This is a genomic window from Marinobacter alkaliphilus (assembly GCF_055394375.1).
Genome location: NZ_AP043751.1, coordinates 3,810,396 through 3,830,783, shown reverse-complemented (window position 1 = coordinate 3,830,783; position 20,388 = coordinate 3,810,396). Strand labels below are relative to the sequence as shown.

The 20,388-nt window shown below is 58.5% G+C and carries 20 protein-coding genes; 6 read left to right on the top strand and 14 right to left on the bottom strand.

The features are described from left to right. Window positions 1–1,107, bottom strand: a complete 1,107-nt coding sequence (locus ACZ5Q2_RS17560; RefSeq protein ID WP_061333491.1) for a polyamine ABC transporter substrate-binding protein — start codon at window positions 1,105–1,107, stop codon at window positions 1–3. Between the two features lie 266 nt (window positions 1,108–1,373). Between ACZ5Q2_RS17560 and ACZ5Q2_RS17555 the strand changes: the two genes are divergently transcribed. Continuing rightward, window positions 1,374–2,339 carry a hypothetical protein gene (locus ACZ5Q2_RS17555; protein WP_156471781.1) on the top strand — a complete coding sequence of 322 codons (966 nt, stop codon included), beginning with the start codon at window positions 1,374–1,376 and terminating at the stop codon, window positions 2,337–2,339. Here the strand turns inward: ACZ5Q2_RS17555 and ACZ5Q2_RS17550 are convergent. The 10 genes from ACZ5Q2_RS17550 to ACZ5Q2_RS17505 form a co-directional block, all read right to left on the bottom strand. Beyond that, entirely contained in the window at window positions 2,319–3,506 is a 1,188-nt protein-coding gene (locus tag ACZ5Q2_RS17550; RefSeq protein WP_061333493.1) for an ABC transporter permease, read from the bottom strand. The genes ACZ5Q2_RS17555 and ACZ5Q2_RS17550 overlap by 21 nt on opposite strands. Next, entirely contained in the window at window positions 3,506–4,561 is a 1,056-nt protein-coding gene (locus ACZ5Q2_RS17545; protein ID WP_197463880.1) for an ABC transporter permease, read from the bottom strand. The genes ACZ5Q2_RS17550 and ACZ5Q2_RS17545 overlap by 1 nt, the downstream gene beginning before the upstream one ends. A 115-nt stretch (window positions 4,562–4,676) precedes the next feature. Next, on the bottom strand, window positions 4,677–5,654 hold the full coding sequence (locus ACZ5Q2_RS17540) for an HlyD family secretion protein (RefSeq protein WP_061333495.1): 978 nt from the start codon (window positions 5,652–5,654) through the stop codon (window positions 4,677–4,679). Continuing rightward, on the bottom strand, window positions 5,651–6,892 hold the full coding sequence (locus ACZ5Q2_RS17535) for a TolC family protein (RefSeq protein WP_156471782.1): 1,242 nt from the start codon (window positions 6,890–6,892) through the stop codon (window positions 5,651–5,653). The genes ACZ5Q2_RS17540 and ACZ5Q2_RS17535 overlap by 4 nt, the downstream gene beginning before the upstream one ends. A gap of 422 nt (window positions 6,893–7,314) precedes the next feature. Further along, window positions 7,315–7,752, bottom strand: coding sequence for a DUF7282 domain-containing protein (locus ACZ5Q2_RS17530; protein WP_061333497.1), 438 nt, complete (start codon window positions 7,750–7,752; stop codon window positions 7,315–7,317). A 104-nt stretch (window positions 7,753–7,856) separates the two neighbouring features. Next, a complete protein-coding gene (locus ACZ5Q2_RS17525; RefSeq protein ID WP_061333498.1) occupies window positions 7,857–8,615 on the bottom strand; it encodes an anti-sigma factor in 759 nt (252 codons plus the stop codon). Continuing rightward, the gene (locus tag ACZ5Q2_RS17520; RefSeq protein WP_082780640.1) at window positions 8,612–9,220 is read right to left on the bottom strand and encodes a sigma-70 family RNA polymerase sigma factor; all 609 of its coding nucleotides are present in this window, start codon (window positions 9,218–9,220) and stop codon (window positions 8,612–8,614) included. Before ACZ5Q2_RS17520 ends, ACZ5Q2_RS17525 begins: the two co-directional genes overlap by 4 nt. Window positions 9,221–9,227: 7 nt before the next feature. Further along, on the bottom strand, window positions 9,228–9,638 hold the full coding sequence (locus ACZ5Q2_RS17515; RefSeq protein WP_286921782.1) for a hypothetical protein: 411 nt from the start codon (window positions 9,636–9,638) through the stop codon (window positions 9,228–9,230). Window positions 9,639–9,844: 206 nt separating this feature from the next. Next, the gene (locus ACZ5Q2_RS17510) at window positions 9,845–10,825 is read right to left on the bottom strand and encodes an XdhC family protein (RefSeq protein ID WP_061333500.1); all 981 of its coding nucleotides are present in this window, start codon (window positions 10,823–10,825) and stop codon (window positions 9,845–9,847) included. A 52-nt stretch (window positions 10,826–10,877) separates the two neighbouring features. Then, window positions 10,878–11,798, bottom strand: a complete 921-nt coding sequence (locus ACZ5Q2_RS17505) for an AraC family transcriptional regulator (protein ID WP_061333501.1) — start codon at window positions 11,796–11,798, stop codon at window positions 10,878–10,880. A gap of 115 nt (window positions 11,799–11,913) precedes the next feature. Here ACZ5Q2_RS17505 and ACZ5Q2_RS17500 point away from each other — a divergent pair, with 115 nt between their 5' ends. From ACZ5Q2_RS17500 to mmsB, 5 genes are read left to right on the top strand one after another with little or no spacing between them, the layout of a single operon-like run. After that, window positions 11,914–13,407 (top strand): CoA-acylating methylmalonate-semialdehyde dehydrogenase, encoded by a 1,494-nt coding sequence (locus tag ACZ5Q2_RS17500; RefSeq protein ID WP_061333502.1) that lies wholly within the window; start codon window positions 11,914–11,916, stop codon window positions 13,405–13,407. 15 nt (window positions 13,408–13,422) lie between these two features. Next, window positions 13,423–14,589, top strand: coding sequence for an acyl-CoA dehydrogenase family protein (locus ACZ5Q2_RS17495; protein WP_061333503.1), 1,167 nt, complete (start codon window positions 13,423–13,425; stop codon window positions 14,587–14,589). Between the two features lie 29 nt (window positions 14,590–14,618). Further along, window positions 14,619–15,398 carry an enoyl-CoA hydratase gene (locus tag ACZ5Q2_RS17490; protein WP_061333504.1) on the top strand — a complete coding sequence of 260 codons (780 nt, stop codon included), beginning with the start codon at window positions 14,619–14,621 and terminating at the stop codon, window positions 15,396–15,398. A 14-nt stretch (window positions 15,399–15,412) separates the two neighbouring features. Then, window positions 15,413–16,498: an enoyl-CoA hydratase/isomerase family protein gene (locus ACZ5Q2_RS17485; protein WP_061333505.1), complete on the top strand. Its 1,086-nt coding sequence runs from the start codon at window positions 15,413–15,415 to the stop codon at window positions 16,496–16,498. Between the two features lie 42 nt (window positions 16,499–16,540). Beyond that, a complete protein-coding gene (mmsB, locus tag ACZ5Q2_RS17480) occupies window positions 16,541–17,428 on the top strand; it encodes a 3-hydroxyisobutyrate dehydrogenase (protein WP_061333506.1) in 888 nt (295 codons plus the stop codon). A gap of 38 nt (window positions 17,429–17,466) precedes the next feature. Here the strand turns inward: mmsB and ACZ5Q2_RS17475 are convergent, their stop codons facing one another. The 3 genes from ACZ5Q2_RS17475 to ACZ5Q2_RS17465 all read right to left on the bottom strand — a co-directional run bounded on the left by ACZ5Q2_RS17475 (window position 17,467) and on the right by ACZ5Q2_RS17465 (window position 20,330). Beyond that, window positions 17,467–18,798: an acyltransferase family protein gene (locus tag ACZ5Q2_RS17475; protein ID WP_061333507.1), complete on the bottom strand. Its 1,332-nt coding sequence runs from the start codon at window positions 18,796–18,798 to the stop codon at window positions 17,467–17,469. 7 nt (window positions 18,799–18,805) lie between these two features. Beyond that, window positions 18,806–19,510 carry an SGNH/GDSL hydrolase family protein gene (locus ACZ5Q2_RS17470; RefSeq protein WP_061333508.1) on the bottom strand — a complete coding sequence of 235 codons (705 nt, stop codon included), beginning with the start codon at window positions 19,508–19,510 and terminating at the stop codon, window positions 18,806–18,808. A 79-nt stretch (window positions 19,511–19,589) separates the two neighbouring features. Next, window positions 19,590–20,330: a phospholipase effector Tle1 domain-containing protein gene (locus ACZ5Q2_RS17465; protein ID WP_061333509.1), complete on the bottom strand. Its 741-nt coding sequence runs from the start codon at window positions 20,328–20,330 to the stop codon at window positions 19,590–19,592. Window positions 20,331–20,388 lie beyond the last annotated feature (58 nt).

Below are 20,388 nucleotides of genomic sequence, written 5' to 3'. Positions count from 1 at the left end.
TCAGCGACCAGACTTCACGCTGGTCCAGGTACGGGTCATCAGGCGCTGGGCGTCCTGGGGCCGACCTTCCATGATGTAGAGATTCTTCATCACCTCATCAGTGGGGTAGATGCTGGTGTCTTCCAGGATCTCCGGGTTCACAAACTCGTCTGCCGCCTTGTTCGGGTTGGCGTACCACACGTAGTTGGTGACGTCTGCGATGATCTCCGGGCGCATCAGGAAGTCCATCAGTTTATGGGCGTTCTCCACGTTCGGCGCGCCGGCCGGAATGGTCATCATGTCAAACCACAGCACCGCACCTTCCTTGGGGATGGTGTAGCGGATCACGTTGCCGTTCTTTGCTTCGTCAGCGCGGGCAGCGGCCTGCAGGATGTCGCCGGAGTAGCCGGCCGCCACACACAGGTCACCGTTGGCCAGGTCGCCAATGTAGCGGGACGAGTGGAAGTAAGTAATGTTCGGGCGCACAGCCCGGATCACATCACCGCCTTTCTTTATGTCATCAGCGTTGTTGCTGTTCGGGTCCAGGCCGATGTAGGCCATGGCGGCGCGCACCATTTCCTCGCCGGAATCCAGCATGGCAATGCCACAGCCGCCAGCGGCCAGCTTGCCGGTTACTTGCGGGTCAAACACCAGGGCCCAGGAGTCCACGGGCGCATCGTCACCCAGGATTTTCTGGATACGGCCTTCGTTGTAGCCATAGCCGTTGGTGCCCCAGAGGTAAGGCAGGGAAAACTGGCTGCCCGGGTCAACCTTTTCCAGGTTGTCCATCAGGTCCGGGTTCAGGTTGGCCATGTTTGGCAGTTTGCTGTGGTCCAGCGCCACGAAGGCCTTGGCAGAGATCTGCTTGGCCACGTAGTGGTTGGAGGGCACAACAAGGTCGTAACCGGAGCGGCCAGAAAGCAGCGCAGCTTCCAGCACCTCATTGCTGTCGTACACATCGTAGACAACCTTGATGCCGGTTTCCTGGGTGAACTTCGCCAGGGTGTCCTCGGCGATGTAGTCAGACCAGTTATAAACACGCACTTCTCCGGCGGCAAAAACCGAAGAGGCACCCAGAGACAACGCAACAGCGGCGGCAAGCGCCTGTGGCTTACACAACTTGAACATTGGATGGTGTCCCTCACTGAAAAGGGATGGATACAAAGCGTGCAGGACGCACGCAGTTCTTGGTGGGATTCGAGCGATTTTTAACACGAGAACCCGGCGCGCGCTACAAAAATTTCAATGTTGGGATTGGGGGTTGTACGTAGCTGATTTCACTCTGAGCAAACGCCTGGTCCGGTGGGCCTTTACCCGGTCTTTACATGGGTTGACGGACACAAAGCGCGGCCTGACGAATAATAGAGGCAAACAACGGGTTGCGGAGTAAAAACATGGAAAAATCCAGGAGGTTGTGGACGATGGGGTTGCTGACACTTGCAGCCATGACGTTGTCTGGCTGCAAGGTGAGCGCCACATCCGGGGATCGCTACTACGACCGGGATGAACAGCACTTTAGCCGCGGCTATTTCCTGGATGCCCGAGACACCGGGCGCTACTTCCCCGAGGGCCGATGGAGCCTGAATTACGAGACGGAAGCGTGCATTGGCGACACCCTGTATTTTGAAACAGCGGACCGGCGGGTACGTGTCTACGGCTCACCCGCCTTCAGCGAAAATACCTTTCGTGCTGCCGCAACAGAGGTGAGCAACCGCATAGACGTCGTGCTTAACCGGTTCAGAATGAGCTGGCGTGATTTCGTCGATGAGCGCAGCTCAGCCGTGCCGTACCCGGAAAAGGTCATCGCCTGCTTGAGCCCGAGAGTCAGCAACAGCAATCTTGCCTCAGGTACCCTCGCCGCCGTGGCCGTCGCCCCCTATCACCGAAGCTGGCCCTACGAGGCCGGGCAGATCTTCACCCATGAACTGGCCCACTACGTTCAGGAAAACCTGAGCCGCTACACTGCCTCCACGTCTTTGCTACCGTACTGGTTTGCGGAAGGCCAGGCAGCCCTGGTGGCCGGTGATCCCGTAGCACCTGCCTATCGGCATTTCGACTATGACCCCCTGCGAGACGCCACCAGAAACGACGCCAGCAATGTCAGCTACCGTTTCGAACATTACGCGCTGGCCTACCGCTATCTGGAGCGGGCCAACGGCGCTCTGGAGATGACGCTGCTGCTGGATCTGGTTCAGTTTATGGACTGGACGGGTGACTACCGCGGGGTGATCAGCACGGGCGAATCACGGGCCTTTGTGGAAGCCTTTGATGCCATGGAGCTGGTGGACCATCGGGGGCGGTACCTGAGCTTTGCCCGTTTTCGGGCGGACTACCATTCCCTAGTAGGAGCGGGCGGCTGATTCAGCATTCATCCGGTTGCTGCTGCGTCTTCTTTCTGACATTGCGAGCAGCAGGATGCCCAGCCCAAAAAACAACGAGAGGCCGGACAGGTACGCAATCTCGGAGGTCAGGCTTTGGATTGGGGCCCCCATCTGATTGAGGGACAGGAAGCCCTGAATGCCGGGTTTGGCGGGAATCATCATGGTGAGTGAGTCTAGCCACTCCGGGAGATTAGACGCCGGCCAGGCAAACCCTGCCGTGAAGACGATGGGCAACGACGACAGCAGAACAATAACGGTCGTCAGTTCGGGCCTGGGCAAGAGGTAACCGAGCAGGATTGCAAAGAGTGTTGTTGAAGTGAGAAACAACAGGCTGAAACCGATTAATGCGAACTGCGGTGCAGCGTGCGGGACGCCATAAAGCTGAAAGAAAAAGCCGAAATACAAAAGCGCCAGGATCAGGTAGGCGAACACAAACGTTACTAATCTGATCGAAAGTGCCTGTCGGAGCGGGGTAGTGACAAGCCCTGATAACCGGCGGGCCCGATCCTTGATGGTGACCGTGCCTGCTGCAATCAACAGGGTCTGGTGCAGGATCAGAACAAAGACGGCAGGCACAATATAGTTGATGTATCCGCCCGTTGGGTTGAACACCCCATGTGGAGACATCCTGAACGGCATGATTTCACCGGGAATGTTGGCGGGGCTGCTGCCTTTTCGGAAGCTGCTGATAATCTGTGTTTCAACGGAAAGCGTGGTTGTTGCCTTCAGCAGGCCTTCGACAATATTCCCATAAATCAGAAAATAGCTGGCGTCACCGGCGAACGCAATATTCACCGGGCGCCCGAGATAGACGTCTCGCTCGAAGTTGGCGGGGATGACCAGCAGCCCGTGAACGACATCGTTCTCCAACAGGACGGTTGCCTCACCCATGCTTTGTGGGACGGCAGCCACGCGCAACTGAGGCGTTGCGTCGGCCATGCGTATCAATTGCCGGGCGAGCGCTGAGCGGTCCTGATCCAGAACCGCCAGGGCCTGTTGCCCCGGAACGTTCTTCTGGTAGGGCAGCGGGTAAAGCAGTGCATAGAATAAGATGCCACCGATCATAACCAGCATCACCGATCTGTCGTGGATGATATTCGACAGCTCGGCTTTCCAGGTACCCCACAGACTGGTGTTGCGGATCATCAGCTCACCTGCTCTGCAAGTTTGGGGTCAAGCCTTGCCGGAAGTAGCTTCAGCGCTATTGGCAAGACAAGTAGGAAAAGCAGCAACGCAATCAGTGAACTGACAATGAGCGGCAGGGAGGCGCCGTGGTCGGCAATGTCCACCTGCAACTTGATGTAGTGAGTGGATGGCATCAAGCCTCCCCAGGCCCATGCGATCACATTCATATCACCTCGGGGGAAGGTAATACCCATAAATGCAAACGCAGGGGCAAGATACGCAGCGCTAACACTCATTGCTTTTACCCGGTCCCGAACGAGAGCGACAATGAGGACTGCCATGGCCTGAACGCTGAAGATGGTCAGGGCCAAACCAAGAAGAAGCCAGACGATGTTGCCGGATGGCTGCCACCCCAGAAAGAGGCGAAACAATACGAGCATCAGCAACCCCTGGAGCCAGAGGAGCAGGCTGACAGGCGCAAGCGCGGCAGTGATCGCTTTGCTCCGCTCAATCAATGGTGCCGGGATGGCTTGTTTTTCGAGTCGCCAGCTTAACGTCAGAACCGTTGAGATAACGATGATAATTTGCCAGAGAGCCGGCGATATTGACGTCACCAGAAAGCGCGCGTAGCTCATGTTGGGGTTATAGAGCGATGTGACTTGCGGGCGCACTGGCACTGCCGAGGTGATGGCTTCAGGGGCAGTCTGGCCATGGCTGATCTTAAGGCCAACACCCGTGCGCGCGGCCAGATCCATGGAGGCGCTTATTAACGATGAATTGATGAATTTTCCGGACAACAGATATTGATTGTTGTAAAAGGCGGTCACCGTCGGGCTGATCGAAAGCCGAAGGTCTCGCCCAAAATTTTCCGGAATGATAACAAGGGCAAGGATTTCAGATCGCTGAAGGGCATCTGCGCCAGCGGACGCTGAGGTGTATGACCTTAACAGGCTCAGGCCCGGGCTTGCGTCCAACTGACGTTCAACCGTATAGGATTCATGGCTATGGTCCAGATTGACAACACCCACGGGAAGAGATTGCGGTGTTCCAATTCGGAAGATACTGATCAACAACACGAACAGAACCGGCGGTAGCCAAACGACCACCGCAAGCAGCCAGGGCTGCTCCCGCAGAGCTTTCCAGCCAGTCAGATGCTCACGACCCATCGGGCTCTCCGGTCCGTTTCCGAGCTTATGGTGCCATCTCAAGAAGAACACTCATGCCCGCCCTTAATCCAGCGATTGGCTCCACAGGTTGCATTTCTACCTCGAACGTTCTCATATCAAATCCGCGCCCTGGCGTTGTTGCACGCCATGTTGCGTAGTCCCCGAGCACAGAAATATGGCTGACACGGAATCGTGCGGATTGATCAAGGGCAGGGATTTTCAGATCAAATTCACTGCCTTCCGTGACTCGGCTGAGCAAATCTTCCCTGACGTTGAATAATGCCCACGAATCATCAAGATCAGTGACAATAATCACCGGGAAACCCTGGGGGGCAAGCTCTCCCTCGTTCAACAGCACATTACTGACAATGCCACCTCTGTGGGCCCGCGCCACAGTATCATCCAGCAGTTCAGCAACTTCGTCTCTCAAACTTGAGGTGGCTGCTTCACCGGCTTGCGCCGCGGTGCGGGCTTCCTGCCGTGGGCCTGCTTCGGCCAGTTTCAATATCTCAGATGCCGTAACCCGTGTTTTCTCGGCCACCTTCCACAGTGTGAACGTATCGTCGGCTCTTTGCCTGGCAACCAGACCCTCATCTGCAAGCGCACGAATACGTTCAAAGGTGGTTTTTGCCAGTGCCTCGGCGGCCAGTGCTTTTTCATACTCGCTGCGAGCTGCGGCGATACGTTCTTCACGCGTTCCACCCTCAACGGCTTGAGCGAGAGATTGGCTTATGGTTTCAAGCGCTTCTATCTGAGTCAGTTTGGCCTCAAGCTCCGGGCTGTCGATGCGGAAAACCTCAGTGCCTGCCTCTACGCGATCCCCACGGCGGACGCTAATGTCTGCAACCCGCCCCGGAATTTTGGACGCCACCATATGTTGCCTGGCCTCAATCTGCCCCTGTAACTGGATGGGGGCAGGTGCGTAGGCTTTCCAGAAGACGATGACAATACCTAACAGGATGACAACAACGATAAGAGGAATGGCAATTCGTTTCGCAGTCACTGAATTTCATCTCCTTCAAGCACGTAGGAAAACAGGCTTTCATAGTCGCCGCTCAGGGTCAGTAACTGAGTAAATGCCAGCACGAAACGGAGAGCCGCTGCATCACGACGGGTCTGTGTGGTCGCCAGGAAGGTTTGGGCATCGATGACATCAAGCGAGCGCCCGAGCCCTTCAGCAAATGCGCGTTCCTGCAATCTTAAGGTCTGCTCTGCCAGGGCCACGGTCGATGCCAGGTCCCGGTGCTCAGCAAGGGCCTGCCGGGCTTCACGGTAGTTCCGGTCGAGTAGCAACTCCAGCCTTCGTTGAGTGGCCTTTTGCAGTGAATCGACCTCACGAACGGTGTTGTCGGCTGCGCCTACCTTGCCTTTGCGGCCACTACGATCCACCAGCGCGATTCGGACGCCCACGCCAACCAGCCAATCCGGCGTGAGATCGCTCGCCAAAGAATCGTTCTCATACACGTTGTAGCTGCCGAACAGAAAAACGTCCGGGCGATACAGGCCCCGGCTCGCTTGGGCAATGTTCTTCGCCTGCTCATGCTTGGTGGACAGAATCCGCAGGCTAGGGTGTTCGCTTAACCCTGCCTCGAACGTATCCCGCGGAGGTAATTGCGGGAGGGTGAACAGAGGCGTTGTTGGATCCAGCCGGCGCGATTCAACCCGGTGCCCGTTATCCTGGAAATCCATATGTATCAACGACGCAAACGCGTTGTGCGCCGTGTCTCGTTGTTCCTCAACCGCTCGGGTGGTAATCCTGGCTCTGTCATAAGCGGCTTCCGCAGCCAGGCGCTCCACGCCGGAAATCTGTGCCTGATCCTCCAGGGCTGTTGCCACATGCAGATGCCTGGAAAGAGCGCTTTCTACCTGTTGCTGAGTGTTCAACGCGCGCTCCGCCATTACCAAACCGAAGTAGGTCGCAACCAGCTCCGTAAACCGGGCCCGCCGGACTTCCTCCAGGACATGTGATGCTTCGGTCTGCTCGAGTTGAAGCAGATTTTTCTTGGCCGTGATTTTTCCGCCGGTATAAATCGGCCACAGAGTGTTTATTGAGCTTCGAGTTATGTTGCGGCTTGTGACGGGGGTCTGGAAAGCTCCGGGGCCGCCAATCAAGTCGATCAGCAATTGCCCTGGTATGGTTTCCGATGCGCTGTTGAGGGGGTTCAGAGACAGCGCATCCAGTTCTATCTGGGAGTCGAGCCGCGTGTAAGACCCCACCAGGTCAACTTGGGGCAGATACAAGCTGTTCGCCGTTGATGCCAAGGCTTCCGCCCGAAGACTGGCTGACTGATTTGCGGACAGCAGATCGTCGTTTTGGAGAAGTGCTTGCCAGGATTCAGATAAGTTCAGAGAGGACGGTCTGTTCTCACCATACGCGCTGACACTCAAGCAGACAGCTAATATGAACGGCAAACATTTTACCTTTTCCCGCACGTTGACCTCGTGTTCTGGAGCGAAAGCGATTTATATCGATGTACGCCAAGTCTAGTCTAATTGTCTCCACACGTGCTCAGGGCTTTGTGGTTTTGAGAATTTTCTTAAATTTCTTAATCCGGGTTGATGGTCCCTGGTAACGCAATGACCTCACCATACACTCAGAAAACACCCTGACAGGAGATGCTGCCAGGGTGTTGTGGAGAGAACATCACAAAAGCTTGAATAGACTACTGAGCGGTAATAACGGTCATTACCAGCTTGCCATCCCGGCGAATCGGGCCGTCTTCCTTGGCACCCAGGGTGTATTCAAAAATACCGGTCTTGCTGCCGCCTTCTTCGTTGTGAATCATCAGCATCAGCTTGTCGCCGCTGGCCACTTCCTCGGTCAGGATGGCGGCCACGTCCATGTTCTTGCCTTTTTTCAGAGGCGCGTGACCCACGACCGGGCCAGGCTTCATGGCTTCATCAGTACGATGCACTACCAGCCAGCCATTCTCTTCAGTCACCACTTTCTTGGCGGTTACGGTGCCTTCGGATACAGATTGGTCATCGCCCCAGACACCCACCTTGTCGCCGTGATTCATCGCCAATGCTGAGCCGGAGGCGAATACGCCGGAAACCAGAGTGGCCGCCAGGAATGCAGTTGTCTTTAAGTGTTTTTTCATTGTGTGCTCCTTAAGTTCGGTTGTACCCATCCATCACCTTGTTTTTGATGGGAGTACAAGCAGCTACGGAGCGGCGCCTGAAAAGTTTCAGGCGCCATCACAATTTAGTTGCGACCTTTGCCTTGGTCGGCAGAGGTGGGGTAGAGGAAGCCGTGAATGGCCGGGCCAGTCGGTTGTCCGGTGGGTGAACCGCCCTTTGGCTCCAGGCTGATACCAAACGTGGCGCCCCGCAGAGTCTCCGGGTCGTAATCACGCAGTGCAGCCTGGTCCAGGGTGAAGTTTTCGCCGATCACGCCCACCGATCGTGGGTTAGGGCCATACTCCTCTGCCACCATCCAGAGCTGGTAAGATTTGTCCGGTTGAGGTTCGGCGGTTACCGGCTGGATATTCAGCTGGCGGCTGTTCAGGTCCACCGTCAACAGGAACGCAGGCTGTTCATCGTTGTGCTGGAATACCGCCACAAAGGATTGCGCCTGTGGGTCCGGCTCCGGTTGCGTGGCCAGCACGGCAACCAGTACCAGCGCCGCTGCCGAAGCAATGGCCGTGCTCCAGCGCCAGCGGGTCAGCTGTTTGCGCAGGCTGATGACATTGTCTGGTGCTGCGCTCTGCGCTTCTGGCACAGCGTATTGCTGGTCAGTGTTCTGGTCGATCGTTCGCTGAATTCTGGCAAACAGCTCGGGGCCGGGCGCTACAGGTTCAACCCCATCAAGCATGCCAGCCAGCCGGGCCTCCCATTGCTGAATCAACGCTTCCAGCTCAGGTTCGCGGGCACGGCGGGCCTGCAAGGCATCCCGCTCTACTTGTGGCAGAGTTCCCAGAACGAACTCCGCAACCATCATATCCAGGTCGTCGCGTTCGCTCATGGTTCAAGACACCTTTTGATCTGTTTCAAAGCTCGGTGCAACCAGGTTTTCACAGTGTTGATCGGCTGGTCAAAATGCAGCGCCAGCTGATCCCGGGACCAACCATTCAGATACGCCAGACGAACCATGTCCTGGCGATCTTTTTCGAGTTGGTCAATGCAATGGTTCAAGTGCTTTACCGTTTGTTGATCTGAGATTTCTTCATGGGCCGCGGGCGCATGGTCCGCAATATTGTCGAGTTCGTTGCTTGCGGTCTCTCGCCTTGCGGGATGCCGCCGTAATTCGTCGATAGCGCCGTGCCGGGCAATGGCTGCAAGCCAGGTGATCGGTGAGGAACGCTCTGCATCGAACTGGTCCGCCTTTTGCCAAACTTTGATATAGGTATCGTGAATCACATCATCTGCCCAGCTTCTGTCCTTAAGGATACGAAGCACGGTGGCCATAAGTTTCGGGGCGGTGGCTTCGTATAATTCGGCAAATGCTTTTCTATCCTGCTGGGCAACCCGGTGAAGGAGCCGGGTGATACCGGAGCTGCCCTCCTGATCAGTGCTCAGGTAGTCAGTGGCGCCGGGAGACGCATCTGGCTGATGTGAGTCAGAGTACATGCGCGCCTCAGTCGGTCTGTTGGGGGGAGCGGGCGCCGGTCCCGATGTACAGGTACACAGAATGGCGGCGGTGGTCTTCTACCCGGTGCAGAGCGACAGCCGGTGCCTTGGCTTCGCCGCTTGTAAACTGGATTCGCTCGCCCGCCGGCTTGCCATCACGCTCTCGGACACCCTTTTCGGCCTGCCAATCCGGCCCAAGGCACTCAGACAGTTCGCTTGCGGCACGGGCGTGCATGGTTTCCGCAACCTCCTTATCCGGAGCAGACACTGTGCAGGTATAGGCGGAGTCTCCGTTGCCCCAGGCCCAGATCTCGCAATGGCCCTTGATCAGGTGCTCTTTCGCCCGGTAGATCGTCACAGAATTGAAGTTGCTGCTGCCTCCCCGGAAATCGGCAAAGCCGGTGGGATAATCTGCCACTATGTTCTGAAGAGTAGCGCAGGGATCTTCCGTACCGCTGGTGACAGGCTGAAAACTGCTACAGCCGGCAAGTGCCGCGCTCGTCAGGGTCAAAATGAGAGCCGCGGTTGAGTTTCTGACCATCAATCGGTTCCTTCGCTGAATAGGGGGGGCAAAGAGCATTTGAGCTTAACTGTAGAAGCGATGCAAAGGCCAGACAAGCAAGATCAAAGTTGTTGGCGCGAGATGCCTTGCCGAACCCGGATAATATCTGCCATCACCGCCAGGGCAATTTCTGCGGGCGTTTTGCTGCCAATATTCAAACCTACGGGCATATGGATCCTGCGGATCTGTTGCTCGTTCAGCCCGCCAATACGAGCCAGCCGCTCCTGGCGCTTCTCAGAGGTTTTCATGGACCCCATCACGCCGATGTAAAAAGCGTCGGTTTTCACGGCCTCCATCATGGCGGTATCGTCAATGCGCGGGTCATGGGTGAGCGCGACCACTGCGGTAGCGCGATGGCAGCCCTCACGGGCAATAAACACCGAGGGCAACTCCTGTTGGAGTGTGACGTCTGCCAGGTTGAAGTGCCGAACTTCCTCGGGCCTTGGGTCGCACACAATGACCTCAAACCCCAGGCTGTGTGCAAAGCTCGCGCAGGCGGTGGCAACCGGTGACAGTCCTGCAATAACCAATCGCGAAACCGGGCCAACACGCAATCTCAGGCGGGCCTGGTCAGCATCTTCGGTGACCCGGGCGCCCAGCTCACTCTCAGGCTCCAGGTGAATGTCTCCGGTTTCCAGTGATACCACCCGGGCAATCGGCCCCTCGCCCGATAACGCGGACTGAAGCGCCAGGAAATGTTTTCGGGTAGCGGAGGATGCAGGCCAGTGCTCTATCAGAACATCCAGTACTCCGCCGCAGGGGAGGGTTACGCGGGCATTATCTGGGCCGTCCGGAGCGCCGTAGCGAATGCGATTAATGCGCCCTTTGAAGGTGTTGTCCTGCAAGCGGGCCAGAAAATCTTCTTCCACACACCCGCCAGAAAGCGAGCCACAGTGGGCACCATCCTGCCGGGCGATCAACCAGGAACCCGGCGCTCGGGGTGAAGAACCAAATGTGCTCACCACGGTACAAAGCCAGAAATCATGGCCTTCGTCGAACCAGTGCAGGGCTTGTTCAACAACCTTGATATCCAGTGGCTGCATGATGTTCTGTCGATTTCCTGTGCTTGTTGAATGTAACCGGCTGGTTAATCTATCAGTGTCTGGCCGTGTGGCGATAGTCACTGGGGGACTTGCCCATCACCTTCTTGAACAACCGGGAAAAGTAATAGGCGTCGTCATAACCCAGCTGCCGGCTGATGTCGGCGAAGCTCTGGCTGGTGGTATCCAGCAACTGGCAGGCCCGCTCCACCTTCAGGTGCAGGAAGTGCTGAATGGGTGAGGTGCCGGTCTGCGCCCGGTAGCGGGTGGCAAAGTGCGCCGGCGACAGGCCGGACAGCTCCGCCAGTTGCTGCAACGTTAGCCGTTCCTCAAGATGTTCCCGCATGTAGTTGTGGATGGTCTCCAGCTCCGCCTGTTGTGCCAGGCCGGTCTCATCGGCATTCAGGGGCACGGCGGCCAGCAGTTGTCGCAAGCGATTGCTGGCATGAATCAGCCCCCGGGCGCGAAACCCGGTCTGGCGAACCGACAACAGTCCGTTGAAATCCACCAACAGCCTCGGTTGCCGGCCCAGATGGCGAACGTGGTTGTTGCCATCAAAGCCCATGTAATTTCTGAACTCTTCTGCCAGCGGCCCGGTGTAGTGCACCCAGTGAATGGTCCATGGGTTGTCCGGTGCGGCGGTGTAGCGATGGCTGGCACCGGCGGGTAACAGCAGAAGATCCCCCGCGTTAACCGTCAGGGGCTCGCCCGCGACATTCAGGAAGGCCTGGCCTTCAGTGCAATAGATCAAAAGATTGTCACGATGGTGTTCCCGGTGCATGTGATGGCCAGCGGCCCTGCGGTAGTGGCCAAAAGCCAATGGGTACAGCTCGCGGGTTAATGGGTGCTTGGCCAGCAAGCGCACAATTGGTTCCGGCACCACATAGCGCACGCTGTCTGGCGGCACCGGCCATTGCGAGGTTTGGGTGGTTTTCGGGGTTCTCGGTTCCTGTGGCATCGAAAAATAATCCATCATGGGCGAAATTTAGTCAATCACCCTTTGCCAAACCCCATGCTACGCTCTTTTCATATCGTGCCGCTTCCCGCTGGGAAACGGCGCTCCCGCATAACAACAAACAGGGATTATCAGCATGAAGAAGATACCTCAGTACATCGCCGGTGAATTTGCCCAGAGCCAGACCGAAAACTGGATCGACGTCACCAACCCCGCCACCAACGAAGTGATCGCCCAGGTGCCCTGTGCCACCGAAGCCGAAATGCGCCGGGCCATCGATAACGCCGGGGAAGTGTTCAAGAGCTGGAAAGAAACCCCGGTGTCCGAGCGTGCCCGGGTGATGCTGCGTTACCAGGCACTGCTGAAACAGCACCACGATGAGATTGCCGAAATCCTGTCCCAGGAAACCGGCAAAACTTTTGACGACGCCAAGGGCGATGTCTGGCGCGGTATCGAGGTGGTGGAGCACGCTGCCAATGTCGCCTCCATGATGATGGGGGAAACGGTAGAGAACGTAGCCCGCGAAGTGGATACCCATTCCTGGGTTCAGCCTCTGGGCGTGTGTGCGGGCATCACCCCGTTTAACTTCCCGGCGATGATCCCGCTGTGGATGTTCCCCATGGCCATCGCCTGCGGTAACACCTTTATCCTGAAGCCCTCCGAGCAAGACCCGATGACCCCCATGCGCCTGGCCGAACTGTTCGAGCAGGCGGGTGCGCCGAAGGGCGTTCTTCAGGTGGTGCATGGCGCGAAAGAGCAAGTGGATACCTTGCTCACAGACCCGGCCATCAAAGCCATTTCCTTCGTCGGCTCGGTGCCGGTGGGGCGTTACATCTACGAAACCGGCACCAGCCACATGAAGCGGGTACAGAGCTTTGCGGGCGCCAAGAACCACATGGTGATCATGCCGGATGCCGACAAACAGCAAGTGATCAATGCCCTGGTAGGCGCCTCCGTGGGAGCCGCCGGTCAGCGTTGCATGGCCATTTCCGTCGCGGTATTCGTGGGCGCGGCGCAGGAGTGGATTCCGGAACTGAAAGAGGCCATGGCGAAAGTGCGCCCCGGCGCCTGGAACGATTCCGGTGCCAGCTACGGCCCGGTGATCAGCCCCAAGGCCAAGGAGCGTATTGAACAACTGATCGCCACAGGCGAGAAGCAGGGCGCTCAACTCCTGCTGGACGGCCGGAACTGCACCGTGGATGGCCTGCCCGATGGCAACTGGGTTGGGCCAACCCTGTTCGGCAACGTGACTCCGGAGATGGATATCTATAAGGAGGAAATCTTCGGGCCGGTGCTGACCTGCATGAATGCCAACGACCTGGGCGAAGCCATCGCGCTGATCAACAACAGCCCCTACGGTAACGGTACCTCTATCTTCACCAACCACGGTGGCGCCGCGCGCCGGTTCCAGCATGAGATTGATGTGGGCCAGGTGGGTATCAACGTGCCGATTCCGGTGCCCCTGCCGTTCTTCTCGTTCACCGGCTGGAAAGGTTCCTTCTACGGCGATCAGCACGCCTATGGCAAGCAGGCGGTTCGCTTCTACACCGAAACCAAAACCGTGACATCCCGGTGGTTCTCCAGCGAAGCCACCTCATCCGAGGCGAACTTCTCAATTCAGCTTCGCTAAAGGAGGAGCCGGGTAATGGACTTCAACCTGACCGAAGACCAACTGGCCTTCCGGGATGCCGCCCGTGCCTTCGCCGAGAAATCCATGGCACCGCACGCGGCCCAATGGGATGCCGAACACATCTTCCCGGTGGAGGTGATGAGGCAGGCGGGTGAGATGGGCTTTATGGGCATGTACACGCCCGAAGCCCTGGGCGGCATGGGGCTGTCTCGCCTGGACACCTCGGTGATCGTGGAAGAGCTGGCCATGGCCTGCCCCTCCACCGCTGCGTTTATCACCATCCATAACATGGCCACCTGGATGGTGGCCAGCTTTGCCTCGGACGACCTGAAGCAGGCCTATGTGCCCAAGCTGGCCAGCGGCGAATGGCTGGCCAGCTACTGCCTGACCGAACCGGGTGCCGGCTCCGATGCCGCCAGCCTGCGTACCCGCGCGGTGCGAGACGGCGACAGCTATGTGATCAACGGCAGCAAGATGTTTATCTCCGGTGCCGGTGCCACCGATATTCTAGTGTTGATGGCCCGAACCGGAGATGCCGACAGCGGTGCCAGGGGCATCTCGACCTTCGTGATTCCGGCTGATGCCGAAGGCATTTCCTACGGCAAGAACGAAGAGAAAATGGGCTGGCACAGCCAGCCAACCCGTATGGTCACCCTGGAAGATGTGCGCATTCCCGCCAGTAACCGGGTTGGTGAGGAAGGCGACGGCTTTGCCATTGCCATGAAAGGGCTGGACGGCGGTCGCCTGAACATTGCCACCTGTTCCCTGGGTGGAGCCCAGGCGGCCCTGTTGCGGGCCCGCAATTATATGCACGAACGCCAGCAATTCGGCAAACCGTTAGCGGCATTCCAGGCCTTGCAGTTCAAGCTGGCGGATATGGCCACCAACCTGGTAGCGGCCCGGCAAATGGTGCGTTTGGGGGCCTTCAGGCTGGACAGCGGTGATCCGGAAGCCACCCTGCATTGCGCCATGGCCAAACGTTTTGCCACCGACGCCTGTTTTGACGTGGCCAACGAGGCCCTGCAGCTGCACGGCGGCTATGGTTATATCCGGGAGTATCCGCTGGAACGCTACCTGCGGGATATACGGGTGCACCAGATCCTGGAAGGCACCAACGAAATCATGCGCCTGATTATCGCCCGCCGGCTGCTGGAGGATGGCGTGGTAGAAGCCATCCAGTAACCGACCAGAGACAAAACAAGGAACCGATCATGAGTGACCTGATTCAACTTGAGAAACGCGACCACATTGCCATCCTGACCATCGCCAATCCACCGGCCAACACCTGGACGGCGGATTCCCTGGCAGCACTGGCGAAACTGGTGGAAGAACTCAACCAGGACCGCAACATCTTTGCCCTGGTGGTTACCGGCCAGGGCGAAAAGTTCTTCTCCGCCGGGGCGGACCTGAAAACTTTCGCCGACGGGGATCTTGCCCGGGCCAACGACATGGCCCAGCGTTTTGGCGAAGCCTTCGCCGCGCTTACCGCTTTCCGGGGCGTGTCTATCGCCGCCATCAACGGCTACGCCATGGGCGGTGGCCTGGAGTGTGCGTTGTCCTGCGATATCCGCATCGCCGAGGAGCGCGCCCAGATGGCCCTGCCGGAAGCCAGCGTTGGCCTGTTGCCCTGTGCTGGCGGCACCCAGAACCTGCCCTGGCTGGTGGGTGAAGGCTGGGCCAAGCGCATGATTCTGTGTGGCGAACGGGTGGATGCCCAGAAAGCCCTGCAGATTGGCCTGGTGGAAGAGGTGGTGCCCTCTGGCGAGGGGCTGGCAGCCGCCCTGAAACTGGCCGAAGGCGCCTGCAAGCAAAGCCCGTCGTCCATTGCGCGCTGCAAGCAACTGGTGATGAGTGCCCGTGACGGTCGCAGCCACAGCGATGGCTGGCGCATGGAGCGGGAACTGTTCGTAGAACTGTTCCACACCGAAGACCAGAAAGAAGGCGTGAATGCCTTCCTGGAAAAGCGCAAGCCAGCCTGGAAGAACCAATAACCGTTGAGACTGCTATGAGCGAGCAACCCATTATTTTTGAAGAGTGGACAACCACCGGTGGTGAGCTGATTGCCGTGGCGCGGCTGAACACACCGCGCAACCTCAACTCGTTGTCGATGGAGATGATCCGCCTGCTCAAACCCCAACTGACCCGCTGGGCGGAAGACGAAAGGGTGTGCGCGGTCTGGCTGGAAGCCGAGGGTGACAAGGCCTTTTGCGCCGGCGGAGACATCGTGTCTCTGTACCGCAGCATGACCGAGCCGGGAAAACTCGTCGAGGGCGACCAGTTCTTCACCGAAGAGTACGAGCTGGACTACCAGATTCACACCTTCCCGAAACCGATCATTTGCTGGGGCCACGGCATTGTGATGGGCGGCGGCATCGGCCTGTTGGTGGGCGCTTCCCACCGGGTGGTTACCGAGCACTCGAAACTGGCGATGCCGGAAGTAAGCATCGGCCTGTACCCGGACATCGGCGCCGGCTGGTTCCTCAATCGCATGCCCGGGCGAATCGGCCTGTTCCTGGGCTTGACTGGTGCCCGGATGAACGCTGCCGACGCGTTGTTCACTGGCATGGCGGACCGGTTCGTGAAGCAGGAACTTAAAGCGCAGGTGGTCGACACTCTGGTTGCGGCCGACTGGCAGGGTTCCAATAGCCACGCCGTGGTCAGTCAGGTACTGCGCAGGTACGAGCAGCAAAGCCAGGATGCTGTGCTGGAATCACCGGTGCGGCAGCATTACGACGAGATCCAGCAAGCCACCGATGCCGATTCCCTGGAACAGGTGGTTGGTCGCCTGCAGGAATTCGGCAGCCGTAACGACTGGCTGGGCAGATCTGTGAAAGGCCTGGCCTCGGCCAGCCCGACGTCGCTGGCGCTGCATTGGCAGCATTACCACCGCAGCCGTTTGCAAAGCCTGGCCCAGGTATTGGACAACGAACTGGTCATGGCGAAGCAATGCCTGAGAAAAGGTGAGTTTGCCGAGGGCATCCGCGCCCTGCTGATTGATAAAGACATGCAACCCCGCTGGCGCTACGCCTCGCTGGGGGAAATCGACAACAGCTGGGTAGACGAGTTTTTCAGCCAGGAAGCCGAGGGCTAACCACTGCCCCTTGGCTTAACGACAACAACAAGGAGAAGCAACATGGCGAAGATTACCTTTATCGGCCTGGGCAACATGGGCGCACCCATGGCCTCTAACCTGCTCAAGGCCGGGCATGATGTGACCGTATTCGATCTGTCACATCATGCCGTTGAGGCGCTGGTGGCCGAAGGCGCCAGCACCGCCGATTCCGGCAAGGCCGCTGCCGAAGGGGCAGAGTGCATCATCACCATGCTGCCGGCCGGCAAACATGTGGAAGCGGTGTACCTGGGCGACGACGGCCTGCTCTCGGCCTTGCCGGAAGGCACCCTGGTGATTGATTCCTCCACCATTGCCCCGGAGACTGCCCGCGCCGTGGCGGAAGCCGCTGCAGCACGGCGCCTGGCGTTCATCGATGCCCCGGTGTCCGGTGGCGTAGGCGGTGCCAAAGCCGGCACCCTCACCTTCATCTGCGGTGGCGAAGAAGACACTTTCAATCGCGCCAAACCTGTCCTGGAAGGCATGGGAAAAAACATCTTCCACGCGGGCCCCCACGGCGCCGGCCAGGTGGCCAAGATCTGCAACAACATGATGCTGGCCATCCTGATGGCAGGGACCAGCGAGGCCCTGGCTCTGGGCGCCAAGAACGGCCTGGACCCAGCGGTACTGTCGGAAATCATGAAGCAGAGCTCTGGCGGCAACTGGGCGCTGAACGTGTACAACCCCTGGCCGGGTGTGATGGAGGGCGTACCGGCATCGCGAGAGTACCAGGGTGGTTTCCTTGTGAACCTGATGACCAAAGATTTGGGCCTGGCGTTTGATAACGCGGTGAAGAACCAGGCGTCTATCCCCATGGGCTCACTGGCCCGCAACCTGTTCCAGCTACATGCAGGGCAGGGTAATGGTGAGCTGGATTTTTCCAGCATCCTCCGGCTCTACAAGGCGGACTGAGCGGCTCAGCTTTGTAAGGCGGCGCTGTAAAGATCCGGTTATCGTCCTGGCTGGGGATGCACCCGCAACAGCCAGGACGCAGCCGCAACTCCGAGCAGACCAATCAGGGCGCCCGGTAGTGCACCGAGTGCCAGGCTGACAACCAGCCCGGCCATCAGCGAGAAGCCGCCGGCCAGGATGATTCGGGGCCTGGAGGTTGTCACAACGCCTTGCTTGCGGCGCATTTCAAAAGCCACCACCAGCGCGATGACCGGCACCACCATCAGGCCGCAGAGCACAATCCACCAGAATCGCCCCATCCAGAAGCCGGGTTCACCGGGCAAACCGGCGTCGACAGGCAACCCGAAACGGTCGCCCAGCCAGGCGGCTGGTAGTTCTGCAAGTTTGTGCCAGAGGTACAGGGGCATACTCAGGGCACTGAGCATGGTGACCGCCCCGCTGATTCTGCGCCTGTCCAGCAGCCAACGCCCCGGCCGCTCGAAGAACAGAACCGCGCCAACCTGAAGCCACATCACGCCCACCAGCGCCAGGGTGGGGGGCAGCATGTTGCTGTCGCCGTGAAAATCCCGGCCTACCATGCCGATGGGATAACCACTAGCCAGGGCAGCCACCAGCCAGAAGCCGCCCAGCACCAAGAAAAATAGACCTGTCCACACGCCCCTGAAGCGACCCCGCTTCCAGGCGATGCCCAGCTGCTGGGGTAACAGCCAAACCAGCACGGCATTGATCCAGCCGATGCTGTCTGCCGAATCCGTTACCCGGTGTCCCAGGCGCAGAATATCCGCCGCTGAGCCGGGCATGGCCCGCACAACATCCACCACCGCGGCTGCCACAACCAGCCCAACGACCGCCCCCAGGCCCCAGCGCCTGTCGGCCTCCACGCTCAGGGGCAACAGCGCCTGCACGGCCAGCAGCATGATCAGAAACCACAAGTGTATGGTGAGCGACTGGTTAAACGGCCCCAACACCCGGCCGCCGGTGTAGAGTGAAAGCAGGGCAATCAGGGTAATGGCGGCAAGATACGTCACCGTAGGCCTGGCCAGCGCCAGCGCTCTCCCTGCCCACCAATGCATTTGCCGGTGCCCCTGAGCCATCCGGTGCGCCACACCATCGGCACTGACGGTGGCAGATACAAACACGAACAGCGGCACCACCTGCACAAACCAGGTGATAAACCCTGACGGCTCCCAGATCTTTAACAGGTGTTCTGTTTGAATTTCCAGGCCACCATCAAACCGGGGCAGGGTGGCTATCCAGTGCCCGAATACCACCACCAGCAAGGCACCGGCACGCAGGGCATCCAGGTACAGGTCCCGCTCGGAAGGTGACTTGGTGTGTTTATCGGATGACGGCGTGGATTGTGTTGCCATGAAACTCCTAAGGAAGGGCTGCCAGCGCTTGCGCGATGTAACGGTAACCTTTCTCCCCGGGGTGATAGCCATCACTGGCCAGCAATTCCGGGTCTGAAATGACAGGGTAGTGAACGTAAGAGAACCGCTCTGGCATCTCGCTGGCAAGTGTCTTGTACAGGTGATCCAGCAGCCGCGCTCGCCACCCGATAACCTGCCGCAACGGCGCGGGCAGGGCGGTAAACAGGTGCATGGGCGGAACACTCAGAAGCATCAGCGGTGCCGGGTAACGGGCATCGAGCAACTGGCGCAGCTCCAGCAGTTGTTGGCGAAACTTGTACCTGGGCGTGAAGCCGGTGGTGTCGTTCACCCCCATGCTCAGGATCACCAGGTCTGCCTCTGGCAGGTCCGCCTTCGCGAGCTGCTTGTTCAAGGCACCCAGGCGAATACCGTTCACCCCAAAGGTATGCCAGGCAATGGCCTGGCCGGTACGTTCATGGATCTGCTTCGCCAACTGGCTGGCCAGCCCTTGCTCATGTTTGTCAACGCCCACGCCGGCGGCGGTGGATTCTCCGATCACCAGAACCCGCCTGGCGGGCTCGCCCTCGCCATACTGCCCACACGGAGAGCCAGAGGCCTCCGGCAGCCGAGGAGTGGCGCGCCGGGTGCGCTTACCCTGGTACAGCAAAACTGGAAACAGCAGGGCCGTTGTTAGCCAGAATGGAAGATGCATTGCGTGGGTCTCAGCTTTAATTAACCAACTTGGGGCTACAGTTAATCTCACCAGACTAGCACGAAACACAAAGGGCTGATCACCCGCCCCAGAGTGGTGGCCACTGGCCATGGCTTTTGATGTACTGCTCAATCGGCTCGCTGCGGTAACCGCTGCTGTAGCGCGTCTTAACGCTGGGGTGTACGTAGGTCAGGTTGGCCTCGGGTACGGGGATGGTGCGAACCAGCTTGCCCAGCAGCCGGTACTTGCCCTTGTATTCATTGTGCTGCTCGGCCGTTACATGGGTTTGGGAGGGCAGATTGTTATTGAACAACAGTTTCTGTTTCTTTGCCTCGTCTGCCATCCAGAGTAGCGGAATGTCTGCCAGAATCTGATTCGACTTGTCCGGGCCGTAGCCGCCACCCACATCCGAGTGCACCCCGGCAAACCACACCTGCTGGATGTCTGTGCCGTTCCTCGGCTCCCACAGCGTGGGTTCAAAATCCTCCCGCTGCTCATCCAGAGACAACGCGTGCCGGGCCGTTGCGATGTTGCTGCCAATCTCCCTGTCATAAAACAGGTCTTTATCCTTAATCAGCCCGAAAAAGGTAAACGGCAGCCCCAGGGCACCTACGGTATCCCACACACCCACAAACTTGATGGGAGTGCGCAGCTCTAACGAATGTGTCTTCTTCCCGTAAAACACCACCTGCTCCACGCCCTGATCATCCGTGGGCCGAATAGCCCGGGCAAACTGCAGAACATTGGTGGGGAAATCCTCGCCGATGTTTTCCTCTGGCCGATTCCAGGTGCCGTCAAAGCAAATGGCGATGCGCTTCATGGTGATGACCTCCTGTCACGCCCACACCTTGCTGACATACACCAGAGCTAAAACTCCG